The sequence below is a fragment of the Marinobacter sp. CA1 genome (genome assembly GCF_020546665.1).
GTDB classification, from domain to species: Bacteria; Pseudomonadota; Gammaproteobacteria; order Pseudomonadales; family Oleiphilaceae; genus Marinobacter; species Marinobacter xestospongiae.
This window is the reverse complement of record NZ_CP071785.1, coordinates 2,337,385-2,361,179: the sequence shown is the minus strand read 5'-3', so window position 1 is coordinate 2,361,179 and position 23,795 is coordinate 2,337,385. Positions and strand designations below refer to the sequence as shown.

The 23,795-nt window shown below is 60.6% G+C and carries 18 protein-coding genes; 17 read left to right on the top strand and 1 reads right to left on the bottom strand.

The features are described from left to right. Positions 1-25 precede the first annotated feature (25 nt). The 17 genes from asd (at position 26) to cobA (ending at position 22,353) form a co-directional block, all read left to right on the top strand. Entirely contained in the window at positions 26-1,141 is a 1,116-nt protein-coding gene (asd, locus tag J2887_RS10825; RefSeq protein ID WP_227176013.1) for an aspartate-semialdehyde dehydrogenase, read from the top strand. Between the two features lie 514 nt (positions 1,142-1,655). Further along, on the top strand, positions 1,656-5,039 hold the full coding sequence (locus J2887_RS10820; protein ID WP_227176012.1) for a FimV/HubP family polar landmark protein: 3,384 nt from the start codon (positions 1,656-1,658) through the stop codon (positions 5,037-5,039). A gap of 120 nt (positions 5,040-5,159) precedes the next feature. Then, entirely contained in the window at positions 5,160-6,062 is a 903-nt protein-coding gene (gene truA / locus J2887_RS10815) for a tRNA pseudouridine(38-40) synthase TruA (RefSeq protein ID WP_227176011.1), read from the top strand. Then, complete coding sequence (locus J2887_RS10810; RefSeq protein ID WP_228752874.1) at positions 6,059-6,691, top strand: phosphoribosylanthranilate isomerase; 633 nt, start codon at positions 6,059-6,061, stop codon at positions 6,689-6,691. The genes truA and J2887_RS10810 overlap by 4 nt, the downstream gene beginning before the upstream one ends. Beyond that, positions 6,684-7,892 (top strand): tryptophan synthase subunit beta, encoded by a 1,209-nt coding sequence (gene trpB / locus J2887_RS10805; RefSeq protein WP_248165429.1) that lies wholly within the window; start codon positions 6,684-6,686, stop codon positions 7,890-7,892. Before J2887_RS10810 ends, trpB begins: the two co-directional genes overlap by 8 nt. A 59-nt stretch (positions 7,893-7,951) precedes the next feature. Next, entirely contained in the window at positions 7,952-8,764 is an 813-nt protein-coding gene (trpA, locus tag J2887_RS10800; RefSeq protein WP_227176009.1) for a tryptophan synthase subunit alpha, read from the top strand. 50 nt (positions 8,765-8,814) lie between these two features. Continuing rightward, positions 8,815-9,747, top strand: a complete 933-nt coding sequence (gene accD / locus J2887_RS10795) for an acetyl-CoA carboxylase, carboxyltransferase subunit beta (protein ID WP_227176008.1) — start codon at positions 8,815-8,817, stop codon at positions 9,745-9,747. Next, complete coding sequence (folC, locus tag J2887_RS10790; RefSeq protein ID WP_227176007.1) at positions 9,731-11,062, top strand: bifunctional tetrahydrofolate synthase/dihydrofolate synthase; 1,332 nt, start codon at positions 9,731-9,733, stop codon at positions 11,060-11,062. Before accD ends, folC begins: the two co-directional genes overlap by 17 nt. Positions 11,063-11,186: 124 nt before the next feature. Continuing rightward, positions 11,187-11,861 (top strand): SPOR domain-containing protein, encoded by a 675-nt coding sequence (locus J2887_RS10785; RefSeq protein ID WP_227176006.1) that lies wholly within the window; start codon positions 11,187-11,189, stop codon positions 11,859-11,861. A gap of 113 nt (positions 11,862-11,974) precedes the next feature. Continuing rightward, a complete protein-coding gene (locus tag J2887_RS10780; RefSeq protein WP_227176005.1) occupies positions 11,975-12,520 on the top strand; it encodes a CvpA family protein in 546 nt (181 codons plus the stop codon). A gap of 35 nt (positions 12,521-12,555) precedes the next feature. Continuing rightward, a complete protein-coding gene (gene purF / locus J2887_RS10775) occupies positions 12,556-14,076 on the top strand; it encodes an amidophosphoribosyltransferase (protein ID WP_227176004.1) in 1,521 nt (506 codons plus the stop codon). A gap of 11 nt (positions 14,077-14,087) precedes the next feature. Beyond that, positions 14,088-15,317 (top strand): O-succinylhomoserine sulfhydrylase, encoded by a 1,230-nt coding sequence (locus tag J2887_RS10770; protein WP_227176003.1) that lies wholly within the window; start codon positions 14,088-14,090, stop codon positions 15,315-15,317. 93 nt (positions 15,318-15,410) lie between these two features. Further along, entirely contained in the window at positions 15,411-18,038 is a 2,628-nt protein-coding gene (locus J2887_RS10765) for a DNA translocase FtsK (protein ID WP_227176002.1), read from the top strand. A gap of 73 nt (positions 18,039-18,111) precedes the next feature. Continuing rightward, positions 18,112-18,765, top strand: a complete 654-nt coding sequence (gene lolA / locus J2887_RS10760; RefSeq protein ID WP_227176001.1) for an outer membrane lipoprotein chaperone LolA — start codon at positions 18,112-18,114, stop codon at positions 18,763-18,765. Further along, positions 18,765-20,117: a replication-associated recombination protein A gene (locus J2887_RS10755; protein ID WP_324197260.1), complete on the top strand. Its 1,353-nt coding sequence runs from the start codon at positions 18,765-18,767 to the stop codon at positions 20,115-20,117. The genes lolA and J2887_RS10755 overlap by 1 nt, the downstream gene beginning before the upstream one ends. A 95-nt stretch (positions 20,118-20,212) precedes the next feature. Continuing rightward, positions 20,213-21,490: a serine--tRNA ligase gene (gene serS, locus J2887_RS10750; RefSeq protein WP_227176000.1), complete on the top strand. Its 1,278-nt coding sequence runs from the start codon at positions 20,213-20,215 to the stop codon at positions 21,488-21,490. Further along, complete coding sequence (cobA, locus tag J2887_RS10745) at positions 21,487-22,353, top strand: uroporphyrinogen-III C-methyltransferase (protein ID WP_227175999.1); 867 nt, start codon at positions 21,487-21,489, stop codon at positions 22,351-22,353. Before serS ends, cobA begins: the two co-directional genes overlap by 4 nt. 48 nt (positions 22,354-22,401) lie before the next feature. On the opposite strand, the gene J2887_RS10740 is transcribed toward cobA, so the two are convergent. Then, entirely contained in the window at positions 22,402-23,484 is a 1,083-nt protein-coding gene (locus J2887_RS10740; RefSeq protein ID WP_227175998.1) for a 3-deoxy-7-phosphoheptulonate synthase, read from the bottom strand. Positions 23,485-23,795 lie beyond the last annotated feature (311 nt).

The window sequence follows — 23,795 nt, the reverse complement described above, 5'->3', positions numbered from 1 at the left end:
ATAAAATGAGGTTCAAAGGTCGCACATGAAGCGAGTTGGACTTGTAGGTTGGCGTGGCATGGTGGGATCGGTCCTCATGCAGCGCATGCGTGAAGAAAACGATTTCGCCGACATCGAACCGGTATTTTTCTCTACTTCCCAAACCGGTAAACCGGCACCAGACGTGGGCAAGGATGGCGTTCCACCTCTCCAGGACGCGTTTGACATCGAGACCCTGAAAGGAATGGACGTCATCGTCACCTGTCAGGGTGGCGACTACACCCAGGACGTATTCCAGCGCCTGCGTGACAGTGGCTGGGAAGGCTACTGGATTGACGCCGCGTCCACGCTGCGGATGGCGGATCATTCCGTCATTGTTCTGGACCCGGTCAACCGTAACGTTATTGATGAAGCGCTTGACCGCGGCGTCAAGGACTACATCGGTGGCAACTGCACCGTCAGCCTGATGATGCTGGCCCTTGGTGGTCTGCTGGAGCAGGACCTGATTGAGTGGGTATCCCCGATGACCTATCAGGCAGCCTCCGGTGCTGGCGCCCAGAATATGCGGGAACTTTTGTCGCAGATGGGCGAGCTGCGTGATGGCGTGTCGGAGCTGCTGGCCGATCCGTCCTCCGCCATTCTGGACATTGATCGCAAGGTCACCGAAACCATGCGTTCTGACAGCTTCCCAACCGACCACTTCGGCGTGCCGCTGGGTGGCAGCCTGATTCCGTTCATCGATAAACAGCTCGATAATGGTCAGAGCAAGGAAGAGTGGAAAGCGCAGTGCGAAACCAACAAGATTCTGGGTCGCAGCGATAACCCGGTGCCGATCGATGGCATCTGTGTCCGTATCGGCGCCATGCGCTCCCACAGCCAGGCGCTGACCATCAAGCTGCGCAAGGATCTGCCGCTGGACGAGATCGAATCGATTCTTGATGGCGCCAACGAATGGGTGAAAGTCGTTCCGAATGACAAGGAAGCGACCATGCAGGAGCTTACGCCTGCAAAGGTTACCGGCACCTTGGGCATTCCGGTGGGTCGAATCCGCAAACTGGCGATGGGGCCGGAGTATATCTCCGCATTCACCGTTGGTGACCAGTTGTTGTGGGGTGCGGCGGAACCATTGCGCCGCATGCTGCGGATACTGCAGGAGCGCTAATGGCGCCACCGGCACTTTGGCGTTCTGCCAACTGTGTCCGGTTTCCGGCAACCAAACAGGGGCGGAGGCTGACTTTCAGTCTCCGCCCCTGTTATTTTCGGTGGTTGCCGGTTCACGCCGTCTGGCGTGTAGGCTAGACTTGCAAGTCTCCCAGGCGACCCCCCTTGAGACCGGTCGTTTCCCTTCCGGATGACGAATGGATGCAACCTGCTTCACTGGTAAGCTGGGTTGTCCGGAGTCAAAGGAGCGATCTGCTGGGAATGACATACTGCGCGTCATAAAACTGAAGCTATGATGACGCGGTAACAGCAAGTTCCATGAAACAGCTAAAAAATTGGTGGAACGAAAAGGGCTGATTGATTGATAAAACTGGCTTTATCAACAATACTTGCCCAATCACTACGATGTCGGGTCGCATAATAACTAGAAGAGTTATAGACGATAGTCATCCAACCTCGTCCGATTCTGTTTGAATAAAGCAGTAACGAATAACGGAGACTGGAAAGGAAAAAGCATGAAGGTACGCAAGCTTGCGGTTGCCCTGGCGCTGGCTGGAGGGCTCGGCTCGGGAGTCGCACAGGCTCTTGGATTGGGAGATATTGAGCTTCAGTCCTATTTGAATGAGCCGCTCGAGGCCGACATTTCCCTCAACAGCAGTGAGGGCGTTAACCCCAACGAAGTCTTTGTGAACCTCGCTTCGGAAGACGCGTACCGGCGGGTTGGCATTGATCGAAATTACTTCCTTAGCAGACTCCGCTTTAACGTCAGTACGGCTGCCGATGGCAGTCTGATTGTCAACGTTTCCACCACGGAACCTGTCAAAGAACCCTATCTCAACTTCCTGCTGGAAGTGACCTGGCCCAGCGGCCGGCTGATGCGGGAATACGCTGTGCTGGTTGATCCGCCGGTCTACGCCGAGGATTCCGGTGTTGAAGAGACGGTTCAGGCACCCACCACCCAGGCACCGACGCCCCAGCGTCAGGTATCTGCACCCAGCACGCCATCTCGTCAGGCTCCGGCACCGCGCGCCTCTGCCGGCGATACCCTGGGGCCAACCAGCGCTTCGGATACGCTCTGGGGCATCGCCTCGCAGGTTCGTCCGAACAACAGCGTTTCCCATCAACAGGTGATGCTGGCAATCCAGGATCTGAACCCGGATGCGTTTATTGGCGGCAACATCAATCGCCTCAAGCGCGGCCAGGTACTGCGAGTGCCCAGTCTTGAGCAGATCCAGTCCCGTACCGCAGGTGAGGCCAGTCGCCAGGTTGCCCAGCAGAATCAGCAGCTGTCTACTGAACGCCGTGCCGTGGATGCGCGCGATGATGCGCCTTCAGCGCCATCGACGGACTCCGGTACCGCGAGCAGCGGCCCGGATGAGCTCAAACTGCTGGTGGCCGACGAAGAAGGTCCCCGTGATGCCGACGACGGCGGTTCCGCCGGCGGCCAGGGACAACTGGCTGGTGGCGTGGATGCTGGCAGCGCAGTGGCGATGGAAGAGCTTGAAGCCACCCGTCGCGAGAACGAAGACCTCAGTGGCCGGGTTGAAGACCTTCAGGATCAGGTCGAAACCCTGCAGCGCCTGCTGGAACTGAAAAACACCCAGCTGGCGGAGTTCGAGCAGGCGGTATCGGAAGGTGATGCGCCGCAGAGTCCGTCTCCGGTTGATGGCGGTGATGACGTTGCCACCGGTGAAGCTGCTGGTGACGATGCCATGGCCGGTGAGGTTGACGCTTCACAGGACGGGATGGCGGATGATAGCGGCCTGGAGCCGGCAACGGACGTGGAGGGCGAGGCCCCGACCGAACTGGCCGGTGATGAATCCGAACTGGCAGGCGATGATGGCATGATGCCTGACGGTGGCGATGAAGCGACCGGCTCAGACACCATGACTGCCGAGCCAGATGCTGAGACTGGCATGGCGGCAGACGGCGAAACGGATATGGCCGGCATGGATCAGTCATCCAGTCAGCCCGAGTCTGCGGCCGGAGAGCAGGCCGCACCGGCAACGACGGCAGCCAAAGAGCCCAAGAAAGCCGCCCCGCCTGCGCCGCAGCCTGAGCCCGAGAAAGGCTTCCCGGACAACCTCATCGACGAGATCATGACCAACCCGATGTACCAGATTGGTCTTGGCGGTGGTGTGGTTGCCCTGTTGCTGGGTCTGTTGCTGGTGGCTCGCCGCAACGCCAGTAAGGAAAAAGAGTTCTACGAGCAACTCACCAGCGAAAGTGACGACGAAGGCGATTCCATTTCCCTTGGCGATGAGGTTGAGACCGGCGAGGAAGCCGCACCTCAGGATGCTGAAGAGCGGGTTGATCCAATTGCCGAGGCCGACACTTACGTCGCTTACGGTCGTACCGATCAGGCCGTCAGCACTCTGGAGAACGCCATTTCCCGGGAGCCGAGTCGCACCGATCTGCGGCTCAAGCTGCTGAGTGTTTACGCCGACGCCGAAGACCGCGACTCCTTTGAGAAGCAGTACAGCGAGCTGGAAGCGTTTGAGGATGAGCAGGCGATTGCGGAGGCCGAAGGCCTGAGAGCACGCCTCGAGGAAGCCGAGTCGGTTCCGAGTATTGACGATCTTGAATCCCAGTTGATGTCGGACAGCTTCGGCGCAACGCAGCCGGAAGAAGCTGAGCAGCCTGAGTCGGCGCAGTCGCAAGCGGACGACGACGCCCTCACCGCGGATCTTGAAGGTGCGCTGGAAGGCCTTGACGAAAACGACGCTGAGGAAGATGACCGCGATAGCCGGGACCGTCCCATCGAGTACGATTTGTCGGATATCGACGTGAAATCCGGCGAAGACGACGCAGGTGCCGAGTCGGCAGAAGCAGGCGAGACCACAGAGCCGGCCAGCGAGGACGATGGCTATAGCCTCGAGTTCGATTCCGTTGAGTCCACAGACAGTGCGGACGACTTTGATGCTGAGCTGGCAGAGCTGGAACAGTCACTGGATCTGGGCGACGACGTCGAGACCGGGCTTGAAAGCACTGACAGCGATTCTCTGGAAGATGAGTTTGCCTCCCTGGATCTGGATGACGGTGATCTCGATGGCCTGCTGGAGGACGATCAGGCTACTCAGTCCAAAGATGCGGACAAAGACGAACTGGAGTCACTGGACGATCTCGATATCGACGCCTTCGACCTCGAGGAGCCCTCCCAGGAGGAGAGCGCTGAAACGCCATCTCTGACCGATGAAGATCCGCTTGCCGCCGAAGATTTTTCGGCCTTGGATAGCGGATCAGAGTCTACGGATGATGCCGGAGCGCAAGGCGATCTGGTAGTTGGTGAAGACGGCGCGCTGGATGAGTCCTTCCTTGACGAACTTGACGCCGAACTGGACAAGGTTGCCGGTGAGGATGAGAGTGACGCCCTGGCAGACGATGATGGCGGCCTCGATGACCTGGAGCTTGATATTAGCGATGAAGACCTGGCGCTGATGGAAGAGGTCGCGGAGGAGCAGCCAGCCCAATCCGAGCCTGCCGCGGAAGCGCCGGAAGCCCCGGATGCGCAGACCGACAGCGACGAACTGGCGGCCGGTGATGCCGACCTGCCTGTCGCGGACGATCTGGCGGACGAGGATCTCGATGTGCCGCTGGCAGACGAGTCTGTCGACGAGGCAGCGGATGCCGGGCATGTAGCGGAGGAATCGGATCAGGCGGAATCGAAAGCGGAAGGCCGTTCAACGGTGCCGGATATCGACGAATCCGAGCTCGGCGATGATGACGACTTCGACTTCCTAGCCGGTACTGATGAGGCTGCCACCAAGCTCGATCTGGCGCGAGCCTACATCGAGATGGGCGACAGTGATGGTGCCCGGGACATTCTCGAAGAGGTTGCCATTGAGGGGAATGATCAACAGAAGGCCGAGGCACAGGATCTCCTTAAAACTCTGTCCTGATTGGTTATAATACCTCTCACCCCGTAAGCCGCCGGCCCGGAATTGGGCCGGCGTTTTACGTTCTGGCGGCGGCTCAACAGGGCTGCTGACAAGACCCATTCGATCAGGCGCTGACGACCCTTGTTTATTGATCCACCCCCGTTGAGTACTGATAATGCAATTGGCGATGGCCGTGTCGCAGTGGTTTTTGAATACGATGGCGAGCACTTTCACGGCTGGCAGTACCAGAAGTCCGGAGTGCGTTCGGTCCAGGGGGAATTGGAGAAGGCCATTGCCAAAGTCGCCGATCATCCGGTGGAGCTGGTCTGCGCAGGCCGCACCGACGCGGGGGTTCATGCCAGCTATCAGGTCGTGCACTTTGAGACCACCAGCGTCCGCAACCGCCGTTCCTGGGTGATGGGCATTAACACCGCCTTGCCCGATGACATCTCGGTTCACTGGGCCGGAGCCATGGCGCCAGACTTTCATGCCCGCTTCTCGGCGATCTATCGGCGCTACCGCTACGTCATTTTCAATGGACCGGTGCGGCCTGGCATTCTTCGCCGCCAGGTCAGCTGGAACTTTCGGCCACTGGACGCAGAAGCAATGCATCGCGCTGCTCAGGCACTGGTCGGCGAACACGATTTCACGTCGTTCCGCGCCGCCGGTTGTCAGTCCCGGTCCCCCAATCGCTTTATGGAGTTTGTGACGGTCAGCCGCCATGGTGACTATGTGGTGATTGACGTTCAGGCCAATGCCTTTCTCCATCACATGGTCCGGAATATCGCCGGTGCACTGATGGCGGTGGGGACGGGAAAAAGACCGGAGGATTGGGTTGCCGAGGTGCTGGCCGCCCGCAATCGGTCCCTGGCAGGGGTAACCGCGCCACCGTTTGGCCTTTATCTGGTTGATGTGGGGTATCCTGAGGGCGTTGGTCCACCACTCGCAAATTGTGGGCCGGGATTCCTGAGACCCTGGTTTGGTGATGGTGGCAATCGCCCGCGACCAATTTCACAGATCCATGTCAAAGCCAGGCACAACTGATGAAGACCAAAACCAAGATCTGCGGCATTACCGAAATCGGCGATGCCCTGACGGCGGCCAACGCCGGTGCTGATGCCATCGGCCTGGTGTTTTTTGAGCCCAGCCCCAGGGCCGTCGACGTTGCCCGGGCGCGGGAGATTGCCGCCGCCGTGCCCGCATTTGTGACGCTGGTTGGGCTGTTCGTCAATCCCGACGCCGATTATGTTCGTAACATTCTCGACCAGGTGCCGCTGGATCTGCTCCAGTTTCACGGCGACGAGTCACCCGAGTTCTGCAATCAGTTCGGGCGACGCTGGATCAAGGCGGTCCGGGTGGCCACTACCGAAGATGTCGAAGACGCGTTTGAGCGCTATTCGCTGGGGTCGGGGTTGCTGCTTGATGCCTATGATCCAACCCTTTATGGCGGTACGGGCAAGTCCTTTGACTGGACCCTGATCCCGCAGCAGCGGCCGCTGCCGCTCATATTGGCCGGGGGGTTGAACTCTGATAACGTAGCCCGCGCCATTACCGCCGTGAAACCCTGGGCCGTTGATGTCAGCGGTGGCGTGGAAATCCGCAAGGGCGTGAAAGACGCCGCTCGAATCAAAGAATTCCTGAACGAGGTTCATCGTGTCGATAAAACTGACTGAAGAGATGCTGGGTTCACTGCCGGACAGCCGCGGACATTTCGGGGCGTTTGGTGGCCGTTTTGTGTCCGAAACCCTGATGGATTCGTTGATGACCCTGGAGCGAGAGTACCTCCAGCTGAAGAACGATCCGGAGTTTCAGGCCAAGTTCGACAAAGACCTGGCCGATTACGTGGGTCGCCCCAGTCCGCTGTACTTTGCCGAAAGGCTCACCCGTGAAGTCGGTGGCGCCCAGATCTGGCTCAAGCGCGAAGACCTCAACCACACCGGCGCTCACAAGGTGAACAACACCATCGGTCAGGCGCTGCTGGCCAGCTTTCTCGGCAAGAAGCGTGTTATCGCAGAGACCGGGGCAGGGCAGCACGGCGTGGCGACGGCAACAGTCTGTGCCCGGCTTGGACTGGAGTGCCATGTGTTCATGGGCGCCGAAGACATTGCTCGCCAGACCCTCAATGTCTACCGCATGAAGCTGCTGGGCGCCGAAGTGCATGCGGTTGAAAGTGGCACCCGCACCCTGAAAGATGCAATGAACGATGCCATGCGGGACTGGGTCTCTCATGTCGACGATACCTTTTACATCATCGGCACGGTGGCTGGTCCCCACCCATACCCGCTGCTGGTGCGGGATTTCCAGTCGGTGATCGGCCGTGAAACCCGGGCACAGAGCCTGAAGCAGGCCGGCCGTCTGCCGGATGCGCTGGTGGCCTGCGTTGGCGGTGGCTCCAACGCCATCGGCATGTTCTACCCGTTCCTGACCGATGAAGGCGTGGAAATGTATGGCGTTGAAGCCGGCGGTCACGGTATTGAGACCGGGCAACACGCGGCGCCGCTGTGCTCCGGCCGCCCCGGGGTGCTTCATGGTAACCGGACCTACCTGATGGAAGATGAGAATGGCCAGATTGCGGCTACTCATTCCGTCAGTGCCGGCCTGGACTACCCTGGCGTTGGACCCGAACACAGCTGGCTCAAGGACATTGGGCGTGCCAACTACGTGTCTGTGACCGACGACGAGGCACTGGCCGGCTTCCGTCAGCTGACCCGCGTTGAAGGCATTATGCCGGCACTGGAATCCGCCCATGCCGTGGCCTACGGCACCAAACTGGCGGCGACCATGGACAAGGACCAGATCCTGGTCATCAACGTCTCGGGTCGGGGCGACAAGGACATTCACACCATCGCCAAGATCGACGGCATCGAAATCTGAGTTAATCGGGCTTCTGCCGGGCGGCGACGCCGTCCGGCCGGCCTGCACAAGGAGCAGCCATGAGTCGTATTGAAGGGGTACTGAAGAACCTCAAGGGGCAGGGGCGCAAGGCCCTGATTCCATTCATCACTGCCGGCGACCCGCACCCGGATCAGACCGTATCGCTGATGCATACCCTGGTCGAAGCCGGCGCTGACATCATTGAGCTGGGGGTGCCGTTCTCCGATCCCATGGCCGATGGCCCGGTGATTCAGGCAGCCTGCGAGCGTTCGCTGGTTCATGGTACGTCCCTGCGTCAGGTGATCGACATGGTTCGCCGCTTCCGCGAGGATGACAACGATACGCCGGTGGTGCTGATGGGCTACCTCAACCCGATGGAAGCCATGGGCTATGAGACGTTCGCCGATACCGCCGCGGCAGCCGGCGTGGACGGTGTGCTGACGGTCGACCTGCCGCCCGAAGAGGCCGATGACGTGGCGCCACTGTTTACGGCCCGCAAGCTGGACCCGATCTTCCTGCTGGCGCCGACCACCACGGACGAGCGTATCCGGGCGATCAGCGATCACTCCTCCGGCTATGTGTACTATGTTTCCTTCAAGGGCGTTACCGGCGCAGCCAAGATCAACGTTGACGAAGTGGCCGAGCGTGTGCAGCACATTCATGATCTGACCGCGTTACCGGTTGGCGTTGGCTTTGGTATCCGGGATGCAGAAACCGCCGCCGCTGTGGGGCGGGTATCCGATGGTGTAATTGTCGGTAGCGTGCTGGTCGATACAATTGCCCGAAACCAGGCGGATCCGGAGCAGCTGAAGCGCGCTTTGGGGGATCTGCTCAAACCTATGCGCACCGCACTGGATGACCTCGCCTCCTGATCAACAGGGCTGGTGAGGCTCAGGCAGGCATCGAAGGACAGGACAAAACCATGAGTAACTGGCTTGACAAGATCATGCCGAGCAAGATCCGCTCGGAATCCAAGCAGCGGACTGGCGTTCCCGAAGGGTTGTGGAAAAAGTGCCCCAAATGCAGCGCTTTTCTGTACAAGCCCGAGCTCGACAAGAATCTGGATGTCTGCCCCAAATGTAACCACCATCTCCGGGTTACTGCTCGTCGCCGTCTCGACATTTTTCTCGACGCCGACGGCCGCGAAGAGATCGGTGCCGATCTGGAACCCTGGGATCGACTGAAATTCAAGGACAGCCGCCGCTACAAGGAGCGGTTGGCCCAGAACCAGAAAGCCACCGGCGAAAAGGAAGCCCTGCTTGCCATGCGCGGTAAGACGCTGGGTATTCCGCTGGTTGCCTGCGCCTTCGAGTTCAACTTCGTTGGCGGCTCCATGGGCCAGGTGGTTGGAGAGAAATTTGTCCAGGCTGCCAACGTCTGTCTGGAAGAACGGATTCCGCTGGTCTGCTTTTCCGCCAGTGGCGGTGCCCGAATGCAGGAGGCGATCTTCTCGCTGATGCAGATGGCAAAGACTGCTGCGGTATTGGAGCGGATGAAGCAGGAGGGGATTCCCTACATCTCGATCATGACCGACCCGGTGTTCGGTGGCGTTTCTGCCAGCCTGGCCATGCTGGGCGACCTCAACATTGCCGAACCGAACGCGCTGATCGGCTTCGCCGGTCCCCGGGTCATTGAGCAGACCGTCCGCGAAAAGCTCCCCGAAGGTTTCCAGCGCAGCGAGTTTCTGCTGGAGCACGGCGCCATCGATATGATCCTGCATCGTCATGAGCTGCGTGAGCGCGTCTCTGGCCTGCTGGCAAAATTCACCGATCAGGAGCGCCCGGAAGGGGAGCCGCCGATCGAGTTTGAGATTACCGAGAAGCCGGACGCAGACGCCGATGCCGACGTCAGCTGAACCATTAGCGCCCGGGTCGAAGGCCAGTCTCGATGACTGGCTGCGTTACCTGGAAGCCATTCACCCGGTCGAGATTGACCTTGGTCTTGATCGGGTTCTCACGGTATATCGCCGCCTGTTTCCCCGGCCGCCCGCAGCGCGGGTGGTGACCGTTGCCGGCACCAACGGCAAGGGCAGCACCGTGGCGTGCCTGTCTCGGGTCCTTGCTGCCGCCGGCCGCACCGTCGGCTGCTACACGTCTCCCCACCTGCACCGCTATAACGAACGGGTCGTCATCGACGGCCGTTTGGCGACGGACGATGAGCTGATTACTGCGTTCGCCCAGGTCGAAGAGGCCCGGCGTGGCATTTCCCTGAGTTACTTCGAATTTGGCACCCTGGCGGCATTTGTCGTGCTCGCCCGGGCCGGCGTGCAGGACTGGGTGCTTGAGGTGGGGCTCGGGGGCCGTTTGGATGCGGTCAATGTAGTGGATGCGGACCTGGCGATCATCACTTCGGTGGACATTGATCACGTCGCGTTCCTGGGTAACGATCGCGAGGTTATCGGCTTCGAGAAGGCCGGTATCTTCCGGGTTGGTCGACCCGCCATCTGTGTCGACCCCAATCCGCCCCGGTCGGTGCTGCAACAGGCCGCCGCCCAGAGGGTTGCGCTCAAGCGCCTGGGGGTCGACATGATGCTGACGGGAGACGCTGCCCAGCCGGTTTTGTCGATTCCTTCACTGGGTCAACAGTTGTCACTGCCCCGGGATGCGGCGCTGCCATTGGCAAGCATGGCCGCCGCGGTGATGGCGGCGCTGACGTTGCTGCCGGAGATGACGGCGACGGAGATCGAGGCGGCTCTGGCGAAAGTCCATCTGCCTGGGCGTTTTGAGCAGCGTGCCCAGCAGCCGGATGTCTATCTGGATGTCGGCCACAATCCCCATGCCGCTGCCTGGCTGGCAAGCCGGGTGCAGGCCAGGTGTCGCGCCGGCGGTGTCGTCCGCGCGGTCTATGCCTGCCTGGCTGACAAGGACGCCGGCGGTGTCGTCGATGCCATGGCCACCGTGGTGCAGCACTGGTACCTGGCGGGGCTGGACCAGCCTCGGGGGCGCAGTGCGGATACCCTGGCGGCACTGGTGTCCGAGCGGTTGGGAGAGTGCGCCCTGACGCAGCAGGCAACCGTTGCCGATGCCCTGAAGCAGGCCGTTGCCGACGCTGCTGAAAATGACCTGATCATCGTGTTCGGGTCGTTTTTTACGGTCGCCGAGGCGCGAGTGGCACTGGGGGCACCCGAGGAGCGCGGGGACGCCTTGGCCACCGAATCGAATGCGCCTTAAACTTCCGTCATCCGGTGGCGATGATTTTGAGTTCTCGACCCTGGCCGGTTAGTATCGGCGGACATCAAAGTCATATCGATACGCTGAACGCAGCACGTTGAACACAGACAGGGGTTAGCAAAAGGTGGACGGACTCAAACAACGGGTGATCGGCGCATTGGTGCTGGTGTCCCTGGCGGTTATCTTCGTGCCCATGCTGTTCGATGAGCCTCACTCCAAGCGCTCGACCCAGGTTATTCCCCTGCCAGAGGAGCCGCCATTCCCGGAAGTTGAGCCGGTTGAGGAACAGGATATCCAGCAGCCTTCCTACTATCTGGAAGAGGCGGACGGCCAGTCCCAGCCAGAGCCGATCATTGAGCCGGTAGACGACGAGCCGCAGGGTGTCGCGGCAAAGAGCAATACCGCTGAGTCCGTCAATACGACACCGGAGCCAGCTCCCCAGCCAGAACCCACGCCTGAACCAGAGCCAGCCCAGGCTGACGTTGCCGCAGAGACTGCCCCGAAACCGTCTCAGCCAGCAGCCGAAACACCGGCAAATGAAGAGTACAGCCGGTCACTGGAGGGTGCCTGGGTGGTGCAGCTTGGCAGTTTTGGCAACGCCGACAATGCCCGCCGTCTTCGGGACAATGCCCGCAAGGAGGGTTACAGCTCCCACCTGCAGACCGTCAGTCGGGGCGACAGCACGCTGACGCGGGTGTTCTGTGGTCCTTTCGCCGACAAATCCGAGGCCGAGCGTGCCAAGAAAACGCTAGATGGCATGTTTGGCCTCAACAGCCTGGTCACCAGCTCAGATCGGTGAGCAGCGTCAAGGTAAGCGCCTGCGACAACGGGGGGAATCACGTTTTTGTGCACTCCCGATTCCTGTTAGACTAGGCGCTTCGCTTTAACCCTGAACCTTCGCTGCTGGACTCCATGAACGCGCTGATCTGGATCGACTGGGTCATCATCACCCTGATTGCTGTTTCCACGCTGATCAGCCTCAAACGCGGCTTCGTGCGTGAAGCCCTGTCCATGGTTGCCTGGGTCGGTGCCTTCGTGATTGCCCGCACGTTTCACCCGCAGATGCAGTCCCTGCTCATCGACACTGTTGAGACTCCAATGGTTCGGCTGGTGGCCGCTTTTGCCATCCTGTTCTTTGCCACCCTGATCATCGGCGCCATTATCAATAACATGGTGGGACACCTGATACACGCCACCGGCCTGACCGCCACGGATCGCGTTCTGGGCATGGCGTTCGGCCTGCTTCGGGGACTGGTGATCGTAGTGGTCGCCATTGCCCTGGTCCGCTACACCCCGCTGGCCAATGATACCTGGTGGCGGGAGTCCGTCATGATCGAGCGCCTCGCCACCGTAGAAGACTGGTCGCGCCGCACCTTTGGCGACGAATTTGCCCGCTTTCTCGGCCCCGCAGGGGAGCCGTCACAACCCCCTATGGAACCAGCGGCCACCACCCGCTAACATTCAGTTTTAACGCTTCGGAGAAGACCCTATCCATGTGTGGAATTGTCGGTATTGTCAGTACTTCAAACGTCAACCAGTCGCTGTATGACGCGTTGACGGTGTTACAGCACCGGGGCCAGGATGCGGCGGGGATTGTGACGTTCCAGGATGAGCGCTTCTACCTCCGCAAGGACAATGGCCTGGTGCGCGACGTATTCCGCACCCGCCACATGCGTCGTCTGGTGGGCAACGTCGGCATTGGCCACGTACGTTACCCCACCGCCGGCAGTTCCAGCTCGGCCGAAGCTCAGCCATTCTACGTCAACAGCCCCTATGGCATTACCCTGGCCCACAACGGCAACCTGACCAATGCCGACGACCTGAGCCAGGACCTGTTCCGTACTGACCTGCGCCACATCAACACCAACTCCGACTCCGAAGTCCTGCTCAACGTGTTCGCCCACGAGCTGCAGAAGCTGGGCAAACTGAATCCCACCAAGGATGAAATCTTCGCCGCCGTAAAGGCCGTTCACAAGCGCTGTAAGGGCGCCTACGCGGTCATTGCGATGATCACCGGTTATGGCATTGTGGGCTTCCGTGATCCCAACGGTATCCGTCCGGCCTGCTACGGCACCCGCGAGACCGACGAGGGCACGGAATACATGATCGCTTCGGAGAGCGTGGCACTCAGTGCCGCGGGCTTTACCCTGGTTCGTGACATCGAACCGGGCGAGGCGGTTTACATCGAGACTGACGGCACCCTCTACACCCAGCAGTGTGCCGACAAGCCGCACCTGATTCCCTGTATCTTCGAACACGTCTACTTTGCCCGCCCTGACTCCATCATCGATAAGGTATCGGTCTACAAGGCCCGTCTGCGGATGGGCGAGACCCTGGCAGACAAGGTGCTGCGAGAGCGGCCGGAGCATGACATCGATGTTGTGATCCCGATCCCTGACACCAGCCGGACCTCGGCGATGCAGATGGCCCACCGCCTGGGCGTCAAGTTCCGGGAAGGTTTTATCAAGAACCGCTACATTGGCCGCACGTTCATCATGCCCGGCCAGAAAATGCGCAAGAAGTCTGTGCGTCAGAAACTGAATCCGATCGACCTGGAGTTCCGTGGCAAGAATGTGATGCTGGTGGACGATTCCATCGTCCGTGGTACCACCTGTGAGGAAATCGTGCAGATGGCCCGTGATGCCGGTGCCCGCAACGTCTACTTCGCGTCCGCGGCGCCCCCAGTGCGCTACCCCAACGTCTACGGCATTGATATGCCCTCTGCCCACGAGCTGATTGCGCACGACAAGAGCGTGGATGAGATCTGTGAGATCATCGGTGCGGACTGGCTGGTTTACCAGGATCTGGAAGATCTCATCACCTGCGTGAACGACGTCAATCCGGAAATTGAATCCTGGGAATGCTCGGTGTTTGACGGCAACTACGTCACCGGTGACATCGACACCGCCTACCTTGAGCGCATTGACGCCCTGCGCAACGACAAGAGCCGCAGTGCCAGCAATGGCGATGATGAAGACAACGGTATCATCGACCTGCACAACGACGAAGACTGAGAGGACCACCCATGACTCACCGCCGCGAAGAACACCTCTGGATCCCGGAATCGGATCTGGACGGCATGTCGATCGATACCCTGGCGGTGAGGGCGGGGCAGATCCGCACTGGCCAGCTGGAGCACAGTGACCCGATCTTCCCCACCTCCAGCTTTGTCTACGGCAGTGCCGCCCAGGCTGCAGCCCGCTTTGGCGGTGACGAACCGGGAAACATATACTCCCGCTTCACCAACCCCACGGTGCAGGCCTTCGAAGGCCGGATCGCGGCGATGGAAGGCGGTGAACGGGCCGTCGCCACGGCGTCTGGCATGGCGGCCATCCTCAGCACCTGCATTGCGCTGTTGAAAGCCGGGGAGCATGTGGTGTGCTCCCGTGGGGTCTTTGGCACCACCAACGTGCTGTTCCAGAAGTATCTGGCCCGCTTCGGCGTGGAGACGTCCTTCGTGTCGTTGACCGATATGGAGGAATGGCGGGGTGCGATTCGCGACAACACCCGTATGCTGTTCCTTGAAACCCCCTCCAACCCGCTGTGTGAGGTTGCCGATCTGGCGGCACTGTCTGATCTGGCCAGAGCCGCAGATGCTCTGCTGGTGGTGGACAACTGCTTCTGTACCCCGGTGTTGCAACGTCCGTTGTCGCAGGGCGCCGACATCGTCATTCACTCGGCTACCAAGTACCTGGATGGACAGGGTCGCTGTGTCGGCGGCGTGGCGGTGGGCTCAGCCAAACTGATGGAGGAAGTCTACGGATTCCTCCGTTCCGCCGGCCCGACCATGAGCCCATTCAATGCCTGGGTGTTCCTCAAGGGCCTGGAAACGTTACCGATTCGTATGCGTGCCCACTGTGACAATGCGTTAGAGTTGGCGCAGTGGCTGGAGCAGCAGGACGCCGTTGAAGAGGTGTTCTACGCCGGATTGAGCCACCACCCGCAACATGAGTTGGCGGCCCGTCAACAGGATGGCTTTGGTGGCGTGCTGTCTTTCCGGGTTCGTGGAGGCCGGGAGCAGGCGTGGTCGCTGATTGATGCCACCCGCATGATTTCCATCACCGCCAACCTGGGCGACGTCAAAACCACCATTACCCATCCCGCTACCACGACTCACGGTCGCCTGTCCGACGATGACAAGGCGCGGGCTGGTATAACCGAGAACCTGGTGAGGCTGTCGGTCGGCATCGAGTCGGTCGAGGACCTCAAGCAGGATCTCGCCCGGGGACTGGCGGCACTTGCTGCCGGCGCCTGATCCGGGATATTGGCCGGGCCTGACAGGGCAGGGGAGGGCTTCCTCCCATCGGGCCCGCCGTACACGAACTGTAACGGAATAATCAGATCATTCATGGCCGAGTCCAAAAAGACAGAGAAACAGAAAACGCCGGAATTGACCGAGAAACAGCTGCGGTTCCGACGCCTGGTTGCCCAGGGCAGCCGTGAAGGCGCCGTCATTGCGCTGATCGTACTGGCGATCTATCTGGGCATGGCGCTGGTGACCTTCAGTCCGGCCGATCCAGGCTGGGCCAGCATTGGCCATCAAACCCAGGTCTCCAATGCCGCCGGGCGTACCGGTGCCTGGCTGGCGAGTCTGTTGATGGACTTCTTCGGTCATGTCGCCTTCCTGTTCCCGCTGATGGTGGCGGGGTACGCCGTGATGCTGGTGCGCAGGCGCAATGATCCGCTGGAAATGCACTGGCCCCTGTTCATGGTGCGTTTCGGGGGCTTTCTGCTGATTCTGCTGTCGGCAACCAGCCTGTTGTCACTGTACTCGCTGTTTGGTCTGAGCGCCTCATCCGGAGGTGTGATGGGCATGGCCGTCTCTGATGCCATGGTCCGGTTTTTCAATCTGCCGGCCACGACCCTGCTGCTGGTAGCCATCTTCCTGTTCGCCCTCACCGTCACCACCGGTCTGTCCTGGTTCTGGCTGATGGACAAGGTTGGCGAGCTGACCCTGCAAACGGTCGAGCGAGTGAAGGCGTTTGCGCTTTCCCTGTGGCCACAACCCCAGACCGAGCCTGCAGTACCCGAAGAAGCGGCAGTGCCGGAACCCCGGCCCCGAGTTGCCAGGGAGCCAGAGCCGCCTGTGCTTCGGGAGCGGGTCGAACTCGCTGACGACGAACCGCAAGCGAACGATAAGCCCGCCTGGTGGCGCCGGCTGCCGTTCCTTGGCGGTAGCAACAAAGATGACGGCCAGGCACCGGAGCGTAGCGAACCGGGCCTGGAAGACCTGCCGTTTGAGCCCGATGACGTGCCCCTGGTGGCGGACCCGGTATCCCGCCCGGTAGCTGAAGAACCGGCGCCGCGCCCAGCCCGCAAGAAACCCAAAGCCGAGCCCACAGCCACAGACAGCAAGCCGGTGGAGAGTAAGGCCAAGTCGGTCCGGATCTCGCCCTTCAAGCGGGAGGATCGTGCCAGTTCGCCAGCGACGGATCGCAAGCAGCCAACGCTGCTGGAGGATCTGGAAAGCCCGATTCCGCCGCTGAGCCTGCTGGACCCGCCTGAAAGCCAGAAAGAGAGCGGGTACTCCGAGGAGTCTCTGGAGCACATGTCCAGGCTGCTTGAGGAGAAACTGGCGGACTTCGGTGTTTCGGTGGAAGTGGTGGAGGTCAACCCGGGCCCGGTGATCACCCGGTTTGAGATCAAGCCGGCGCCCGGGGTCAAGGTCAGCAAGATTTCCAACCTGGCGAAGGATCTGGCGCGCTCCCTGGCGGTTCTGTCTGTCCGCGTTGTGGAAGTGATTCCCGGCAAATCGGTGATTGGTATCGAGATCCCCAATGAAAGCCGGGAAATTGTGCGACTCAGTGAAGTGCTGGGCGCCAAGGTATTTACCGAATCCAGCTCGCCGGTGACGCTGGCACTGGGTAATGACATCGGCGGCAACCCGATGGTGGCCAATCTCGCCAAGATGCCTCACCTGCTGGTGGCAGGGACCACCGGCTCCGGTAAATCCGTTGGGGTCAATGCGATGCTGCTGAGCATGCTGCTGAAAGCCTCACCGGAGGAGGTCCGCTTTATCATGGTGGACCCGAAGATGCTGGAGCTCAGCATCTACGATGGCATTCCCCACCTGCTGGCACCGGTGGTGACCGATATGAAGGAGGCCGCCAATGGCCTGCGTTGGTGTGTTGCCGAAATGGAACGCCGCTATCGGCTGATGGCCAGTCTCGGGGTGCGTAACCTTGCCGGCTATAACCGCAAGGTCCGTGAAGCCCGGGACGCCGGCGAACCGCTGCTCGACCCACTGTGGCAGCCCGAGGATCACCTGCTGAATGAGGAGCAGGAGCGGCCCGAGCTGGAAACCCTGCCGTTTATTGTGGTGGTGATCGACGAGTTCGCCGACATGATGATGATTGTCGGCAAGAAGGTGGAAGAACTGATCGCGCGGATCGCCCAGAAGGCGAGGGCGGCCGGCATCCATCTGATCCTGGCAACCCAGCGGCCGTCGGTCGATGTGATCACCGGCCTGATCAAGGCCAATATTCCCACCCGAATCTCGTTCCAGGTGTCCTCCAAGATCGACTCCCGGACCGTTCTCGACCAGGGCGGCGCCGAGCAGTTACTGGGGCATGGCGACATGCTTTACCTGCCACCGGGCACTGGTCTCCCGGTACGGGTCCACGGCGCCTTCGTCGATGATGATGAGGTCCACCGGGTGGTTAGCGCCTGGAAGGCCAGGGGTGAGCCGGAATACGTCGACGAAGTGCTCACGGGTGCCGAGGGTGAGAGCCTGCCGGGGGTGCCGTCACTGTCCGAAGGCGGCGGGGACAGCGAGGGCGACTCGCTGTACGACGAGGCCGTGGCCTTCGTGACCGAGGGCCGACGGGTGTCCATTTCCTCGGTGCAGCGCAAGTTCAAGATCGGCTATAACCGGGCCGCCAACCTGGTGGATGCCATGGAGGCCTCCGGCGTGGTCAGCGCTGCCGGGCACAACGGTGCCCGCGAAGTGCTGGCACCCCCACCCCCCAGGGACTGAACCGCTCCCACAGCAATACAGAACCAACCGGGGCGTTCAGCCTCGATAGCTCAAACACAGGAGTTCAACAGTAATGGAATCGATACGAACACTAGGCCGTCGCCTGATCCACCTGGCGGCCGTGGTTGCCCTGATGGCCAGCGCCCCGAGTGCCTGGGCCGAACTGGCTGCGGAGCAACTGGCTGATACCCTGAAGTCGTATCGGACCTACCAGGCCAGTTTCATCCAGATTCTGGTCAATGAAAACGGTGGTCAGGTTCAGGAAACCCGTGGTGAGCTCAAGGCCAAGCGCCCCGGACTGTTCTACTGGTCAACTCACTCGCCCATGTCCCAGTTCATCGTCAGTGACGGTGAAGAAGTCACGCTCTATGACCCGGATCTGGAACAGGTCACTATCCATAAACTCGACCAGCGCGCCTCCAGCACGCCGGCGCTGCTGCTCAGCGGCGAAGTGGATAATCTTGCTGAAACCTATGACATCAGCCACCGTGCGCTTGGCAACGAGACCGAAGAGTTCACCCTGACACCGAGGAATCCAGATTCCCTGTTTGTATCGCTGAAACTGTCGTTCGTCGATGGTGAGCTGCAGGAAATGCGCATGCGGGATTCCCTGGCGCAATTGAGCATTCTCAGCTTTGACAGCATCCGCCTGAATCAGGATCTGGCCGACAGTGCCTTCGAGTTGGACTACCCCGAATCCGTGGACGTCATTCAGGACGCCCCCTGATGCAGGATACACTGTTCAATGAGCAGGGCTTTGAGCCCCTGGCGGCCCGCATGCGGCCCCGCTCGCTGGACGAATACGTCGGTCAGGATCACCTGGTCGGACCGGGCAAGCCCCTGCGTCGGGCCCTGGAGCAGGGACAACTGCACTCGATGATCCTGTGGGGGCCGCCGGGGGTGGGTAAGACCACCTTTGCCCGTTTGTTGGCCAATGTCGGTGACCTCAGCTTCGAAACCGTGTCCGCCGTGCTCAGTGGTGTGAAGGAGATTCGCACCATCGTTGAACGGGCCAAGCTGCGCAAACAGGGAGAAGGGCGCGACACCCTGTTGTTCGTGGACGAGGTCCACCGCTTCAACAAGGGTCAGCAGGATGCCTTCCTGCCCCACATTGAGGACGGTACCTTCATCTTTGTAGGGGCCACCACCGAAAATCCCTCATTTGAGCTCAACAGCGCGCTGCTGTCCCGGACCCGGGTCTACGTCCTCAAACACCTGGACAACGACCAGTTACAGGGGCTGATGCGCCGGGTTCTGACAGATCCGCGGGGTCTGGATGGCCGCATTGCCGTCACCGACGAGGTGCTGTCCCTGGCGGCGATCGCCGCCGGTGGCGATGCCCGGCGAGCGCTGAACATTCTGGAGGTGGGGAGCGATCTGGCCGAGCCGGATGACCAGGGGCGGCCGGCGATTACCGCCGCCGTGCTGGAACAGGTACTGCAAACCAGCCTGCGCCGGTTCGACAAAGGCGGTGATCGCTTCTACGACCAGATTTCCGCGCTGCACAAGTCGGTCCGCGGTTCTGATCCGGATGGCGCACTTTACTGGATGTGCCGGATGCTGGATGGCGGATGTGATCCGCTCTATGTGGCACGGCGACTGGTCCGGATCGCCAGCGAGGATATCGGCAACGCCGATCCCCGGGCACTGACCCTTAGTCTGAACGCCTGGGATGCCCAGGAACGGCTGGGCTCGCCGGAGGGGGAGCTTGCTCTGGCCCAGGCCACCACCTATCTGGCGATGGCGCCAAAGAGTATCGGGGTGTATCAGGCCTTCAATCAGTGCATGGCGGATATCCGCCAGGACCCGGATTATGAGGTGCCGGTGCATCTGCGCAATGCCCCCACCGCACTGATGAAATCCCTCGGGCATGGCGATGAGTACCGTTACGCTCACGACGAGCCAGATGCCTTCGCCGCCGGTGAATCCTATCTGCCGGAACCGATTCACCACCGGCGTTACTATCAGCCCGTCAACCGGGGGCTGGAGATCAAGCTGGCAGAAAAACGCCAGCGACTGGACGCTTTGAACCAGGCCAGTAACCGACGGCGCTACCCCGGTTCGGACCCGGCGGAGTGACGCTCCGTTGGTGGCCGAAATATGGCATGCCACGTCTGCACAGGTATAATGCTCAGACACGCAAACCACTCACCCGATGACCAATCAGGATTAACATGCTCGACCCCAAACGCGTCCGCACCCAGACCGAAGAGATCGCCCGTCAACTGGCCGTCAAAGGCTTTGACTTCGACCAGTCCGCCTTTGAGCAGCTGGAAGAACGTCGTCGCTCGATCCAGGTGAGTGCGGAGTCCCTGCAGGCCGAGCAGAACAAGCGCTCCAAGTCAATCGGTAAGGCCAAGGCCGCCGGTGAGGACATCCAGCCGCTGCTGAACGAAGTGGAAGAACTCAAACGCCAGCGTTCCGAGGCCGAGGATGAACTGCGCCAGGTACAGGAGGAGCTCAATGCCTTCCTGGCCGGCATTCCCAACATTCCCGATGCCACCGTACCGGCCGGGGCTTCAGAAGATGACAACGTGGAAGTCCGTCAATGGGGCACCCCACGCACCTTCGACTTCGAACCCAAAGACCACGTTGCCCTTGGTGAAGAACTCGGCGGCATGGACTTCGAGCGCGCAACCAAACTGGCTCATTCCCGTTTTGTGGTTATGAACGGTCAGCTGGCGAGGCTGCACCGTGCACTGGCCCAGTTCATGCTCGACCTGCACGTAACCGACCACGGCTACACCGAGACCTACGTGCCTTTCCTGGTCAACGGCAACACGCTGTTTGGCACCGGCCAGCTGCCGAAGTTTGAAGAAGACCTGTTCAAGGCGGGCGATGACGAGCATCCCCTATACCTGATTCCAACTGCCGAGGTACCGGTAACCAACCTGGTGGCAGATACCATCGTTGACGCCGACCAGCTGCCACTGCGGATGGTCAGCCATACGCCCTGTTTCCGTAGCGAGGCGGGTTCCTACGGCCGTGATACCCGCGGCATGATTCGTCAGCACCAGTTTGAGAAGGTGGAGCTGGTGCACGTGGTACGTCCGGAGGATTCCGATGCCGCGCTGGAGACGCTGACCGGTCACGCCGAGAAGGTGCTTCAGTTGCTGGAACTGCCGTACCGAGTGGTTGAGCTGTGCGGTGGCGACATGGGCTTCTCCGCCGCCCGTACCTACGACCTGGAGGTCTGGCTGCCGGGGCAGGACAAATACCGTGAAATTTCTTCCTGCTCCAATACCCGTGATTTCCAGGCACGGCGCATGCATGCAAGATGGCGGAACCCGGAAACCGGGAAGCCGGAGCCTGTGCATACGCTGAATGGTTCTGGCCTCGCCGTCGGTCGCGCTATGATCGCTGTGATGGAGAACTACCAGCAGGCCGACGGCAGCATCCTGGTTCCGGATGTACTCAAGCCGTACATGCGAGGCATTGACAGGATTCAATGAACCAAAACAGACCGATAAGCGCCCCGAAAGAGGGCGCGCGCACCGCGACGGTGCCGCCCCGTTACCGGAACAATCCGGTAACGGACAATCCCAACAACTCTGCGGGTGAAGTGTTTCTGGTGGGAGCTGGCCCCGGTGATCCGGAACTGCTGACGCTGAAAGCCTGGCGCATCATCACCTCGGCTGAAGTGGTGCTTTACGACCGCCTGGTCTCCGCCGACATACTGGCGATGATTCCGCCGCAGGCGGAGCGTATCCACGTTGGCAAACGCCGTTCCGATCACACCCTACCTCAGGACCAGATCAACCAACGCTTGGTGGACCTGGCACAGGCCGGCAAACGGGTCGTGCGCCTCAAAGGCGGCGACCCGTTTATCTTTGGCCGTGGTGGTGAGGAGATTGAGACACTGGCGGATGCCGGCGTTCGCTTTCAGGTTGTCCCTGGCATCACCGCTGCATCAGGCTGTGCCGCCTACGCCGGTATCCCGTTAACCCACCGGGATTATGCCCAATCGGTCCGATTTGTGACCGGGCATCTCAAGAACGACACCTGCGATCTGCCGTGGCAGGATTTCGTGCAGAACAACCAGACCCTGGTGTTCTACATGGGGCTGGTGGGGCTGCCGATCATCAGTCGAGAACTGATGCGGCACGGCATGCCGGATACCATGCCTGTTGCCCTGGTATCCAAAGGCACGACGCCCGATCAACAGGTGGTTGTGGGCAATCTTGGCAACATCGTCACCAGGGTGGAAGAGAGTGGGGTGCCGGCACCGACGTTGATCATCATCGGTGACGTGGTGTCGCTGCGCTCCAGGCTGGACTGGATCGGTGCACAGCCGATAGGCGAGCCAACGATCTGACTGCCGCAATACTGACCCGGAACGGCTTGCCCGTCCCGGGTCGCTTCCTCAGCCCTCGCCGTTCAGGCGCTTGGGCAGTACATCCTTGAGCTTGTCGCGCATTTCCCGGATGGCCTTTTCGGTGGTTTCCCAGTCGATGCAGGCATCGGTAATGGAGACGCCGTACTTCATTTCATCCCGGTTTTCCGGAATCGGTTGGCTACCCCAGTTCAGGTGACTCTCGATCATCAGACTCTGAATGGAGGTGTTGCCCTCGACGATCTGGTGGGCGATGTCCTGCATCACCAGCGGTTGCAGCGCCGGGTCCTTGTTGGAATTGGCGTGGCTGCAATCGACCATGATCGACTTGCGCAGCCCGGCTTTCTCGAGCGCCTGCTCACACAGTGCAACGCTGACAGAGTCGTAGTTCGGCTTGCCGCCGCCACCGCGCAGCACCACATGGCCATAGGCGTTGCCACGGGTGCGGATGATGGATACCTGGCCCTGCTGGTCAATGCCCAGGAAGCTGTGGGGGTGGGAAACCGACTTCATGGCGTTCACCGCCACGTCCAGACTGCCATCGGTTCCGTTCTTGAAGCCGATGGCCATCGACAGGCCGCTGCTCATCTCGCGATGGGTCTGCGACTCGGTGGTGCGGGCGCCAATGGCCGACCAGGCAATCGTATCCTGCAGGTACTGAGGTGAGATCGGGTCCAGCGCTTCGGTTGCGGTGGGCAGCCCCAGTTCGGCGATGTCCAGCAGCAGCCGGCGGCCAATGTGCAGGCCCTGTTCGATGTCAAAGGTGTCATCCAGGTGCGGATCGTTGATCAGCCCCTTCCAGCCCACGGTGGTTCTCGGCTTTTCAAAGTAGACTCGCATCACGATCAGCAGGGTATCGCTGACTTCGTCGGCCAGCACCTTGAGCTTCTCTGCATACTCCCGGGCGGCCTTGACGTCATGAATAGAGCAGGGGCCAACCACCAGAAACAGGCGGTGATCCTTACCATCCAGAATGTCATAGATGGCCTGGCGACCCTGGTCTACGGTAGTTGCGGCCTGATCGGAAAGCGGCATTTCCTGTTTCAGGGCGTCGGGAGTGATCAACGTTTCCTGGCTGGCAACGTTGAGGTTCTCAAGCTTCTTGCCGGACATGCTTTAGTCTACCTCGATGTATTACGTTGTCGGGGCTGCAACGTTGGCACGTATTGGCCCTCTCACTTTTATAATTTGCAGTCCCCGTCCTGTCCTCTTGCGCGGTCGTTTGTCAGACTGCCCGCCGTCTGCCAGAGCAGGGCCGGGCGGCCTTTGCGGCCAGGTTTCAGGGAGTTCGATATACTGCGGGATTTGGGGGGGCAATGCAATGCGGCCCGCTCTGCCGCGCGGATTCACTGGACGAAGGCGGGCAAGCATGCTGCAATGAAACGTGGACTTCCCCTCCCGCCATACCAAGCTGGACCATCTGC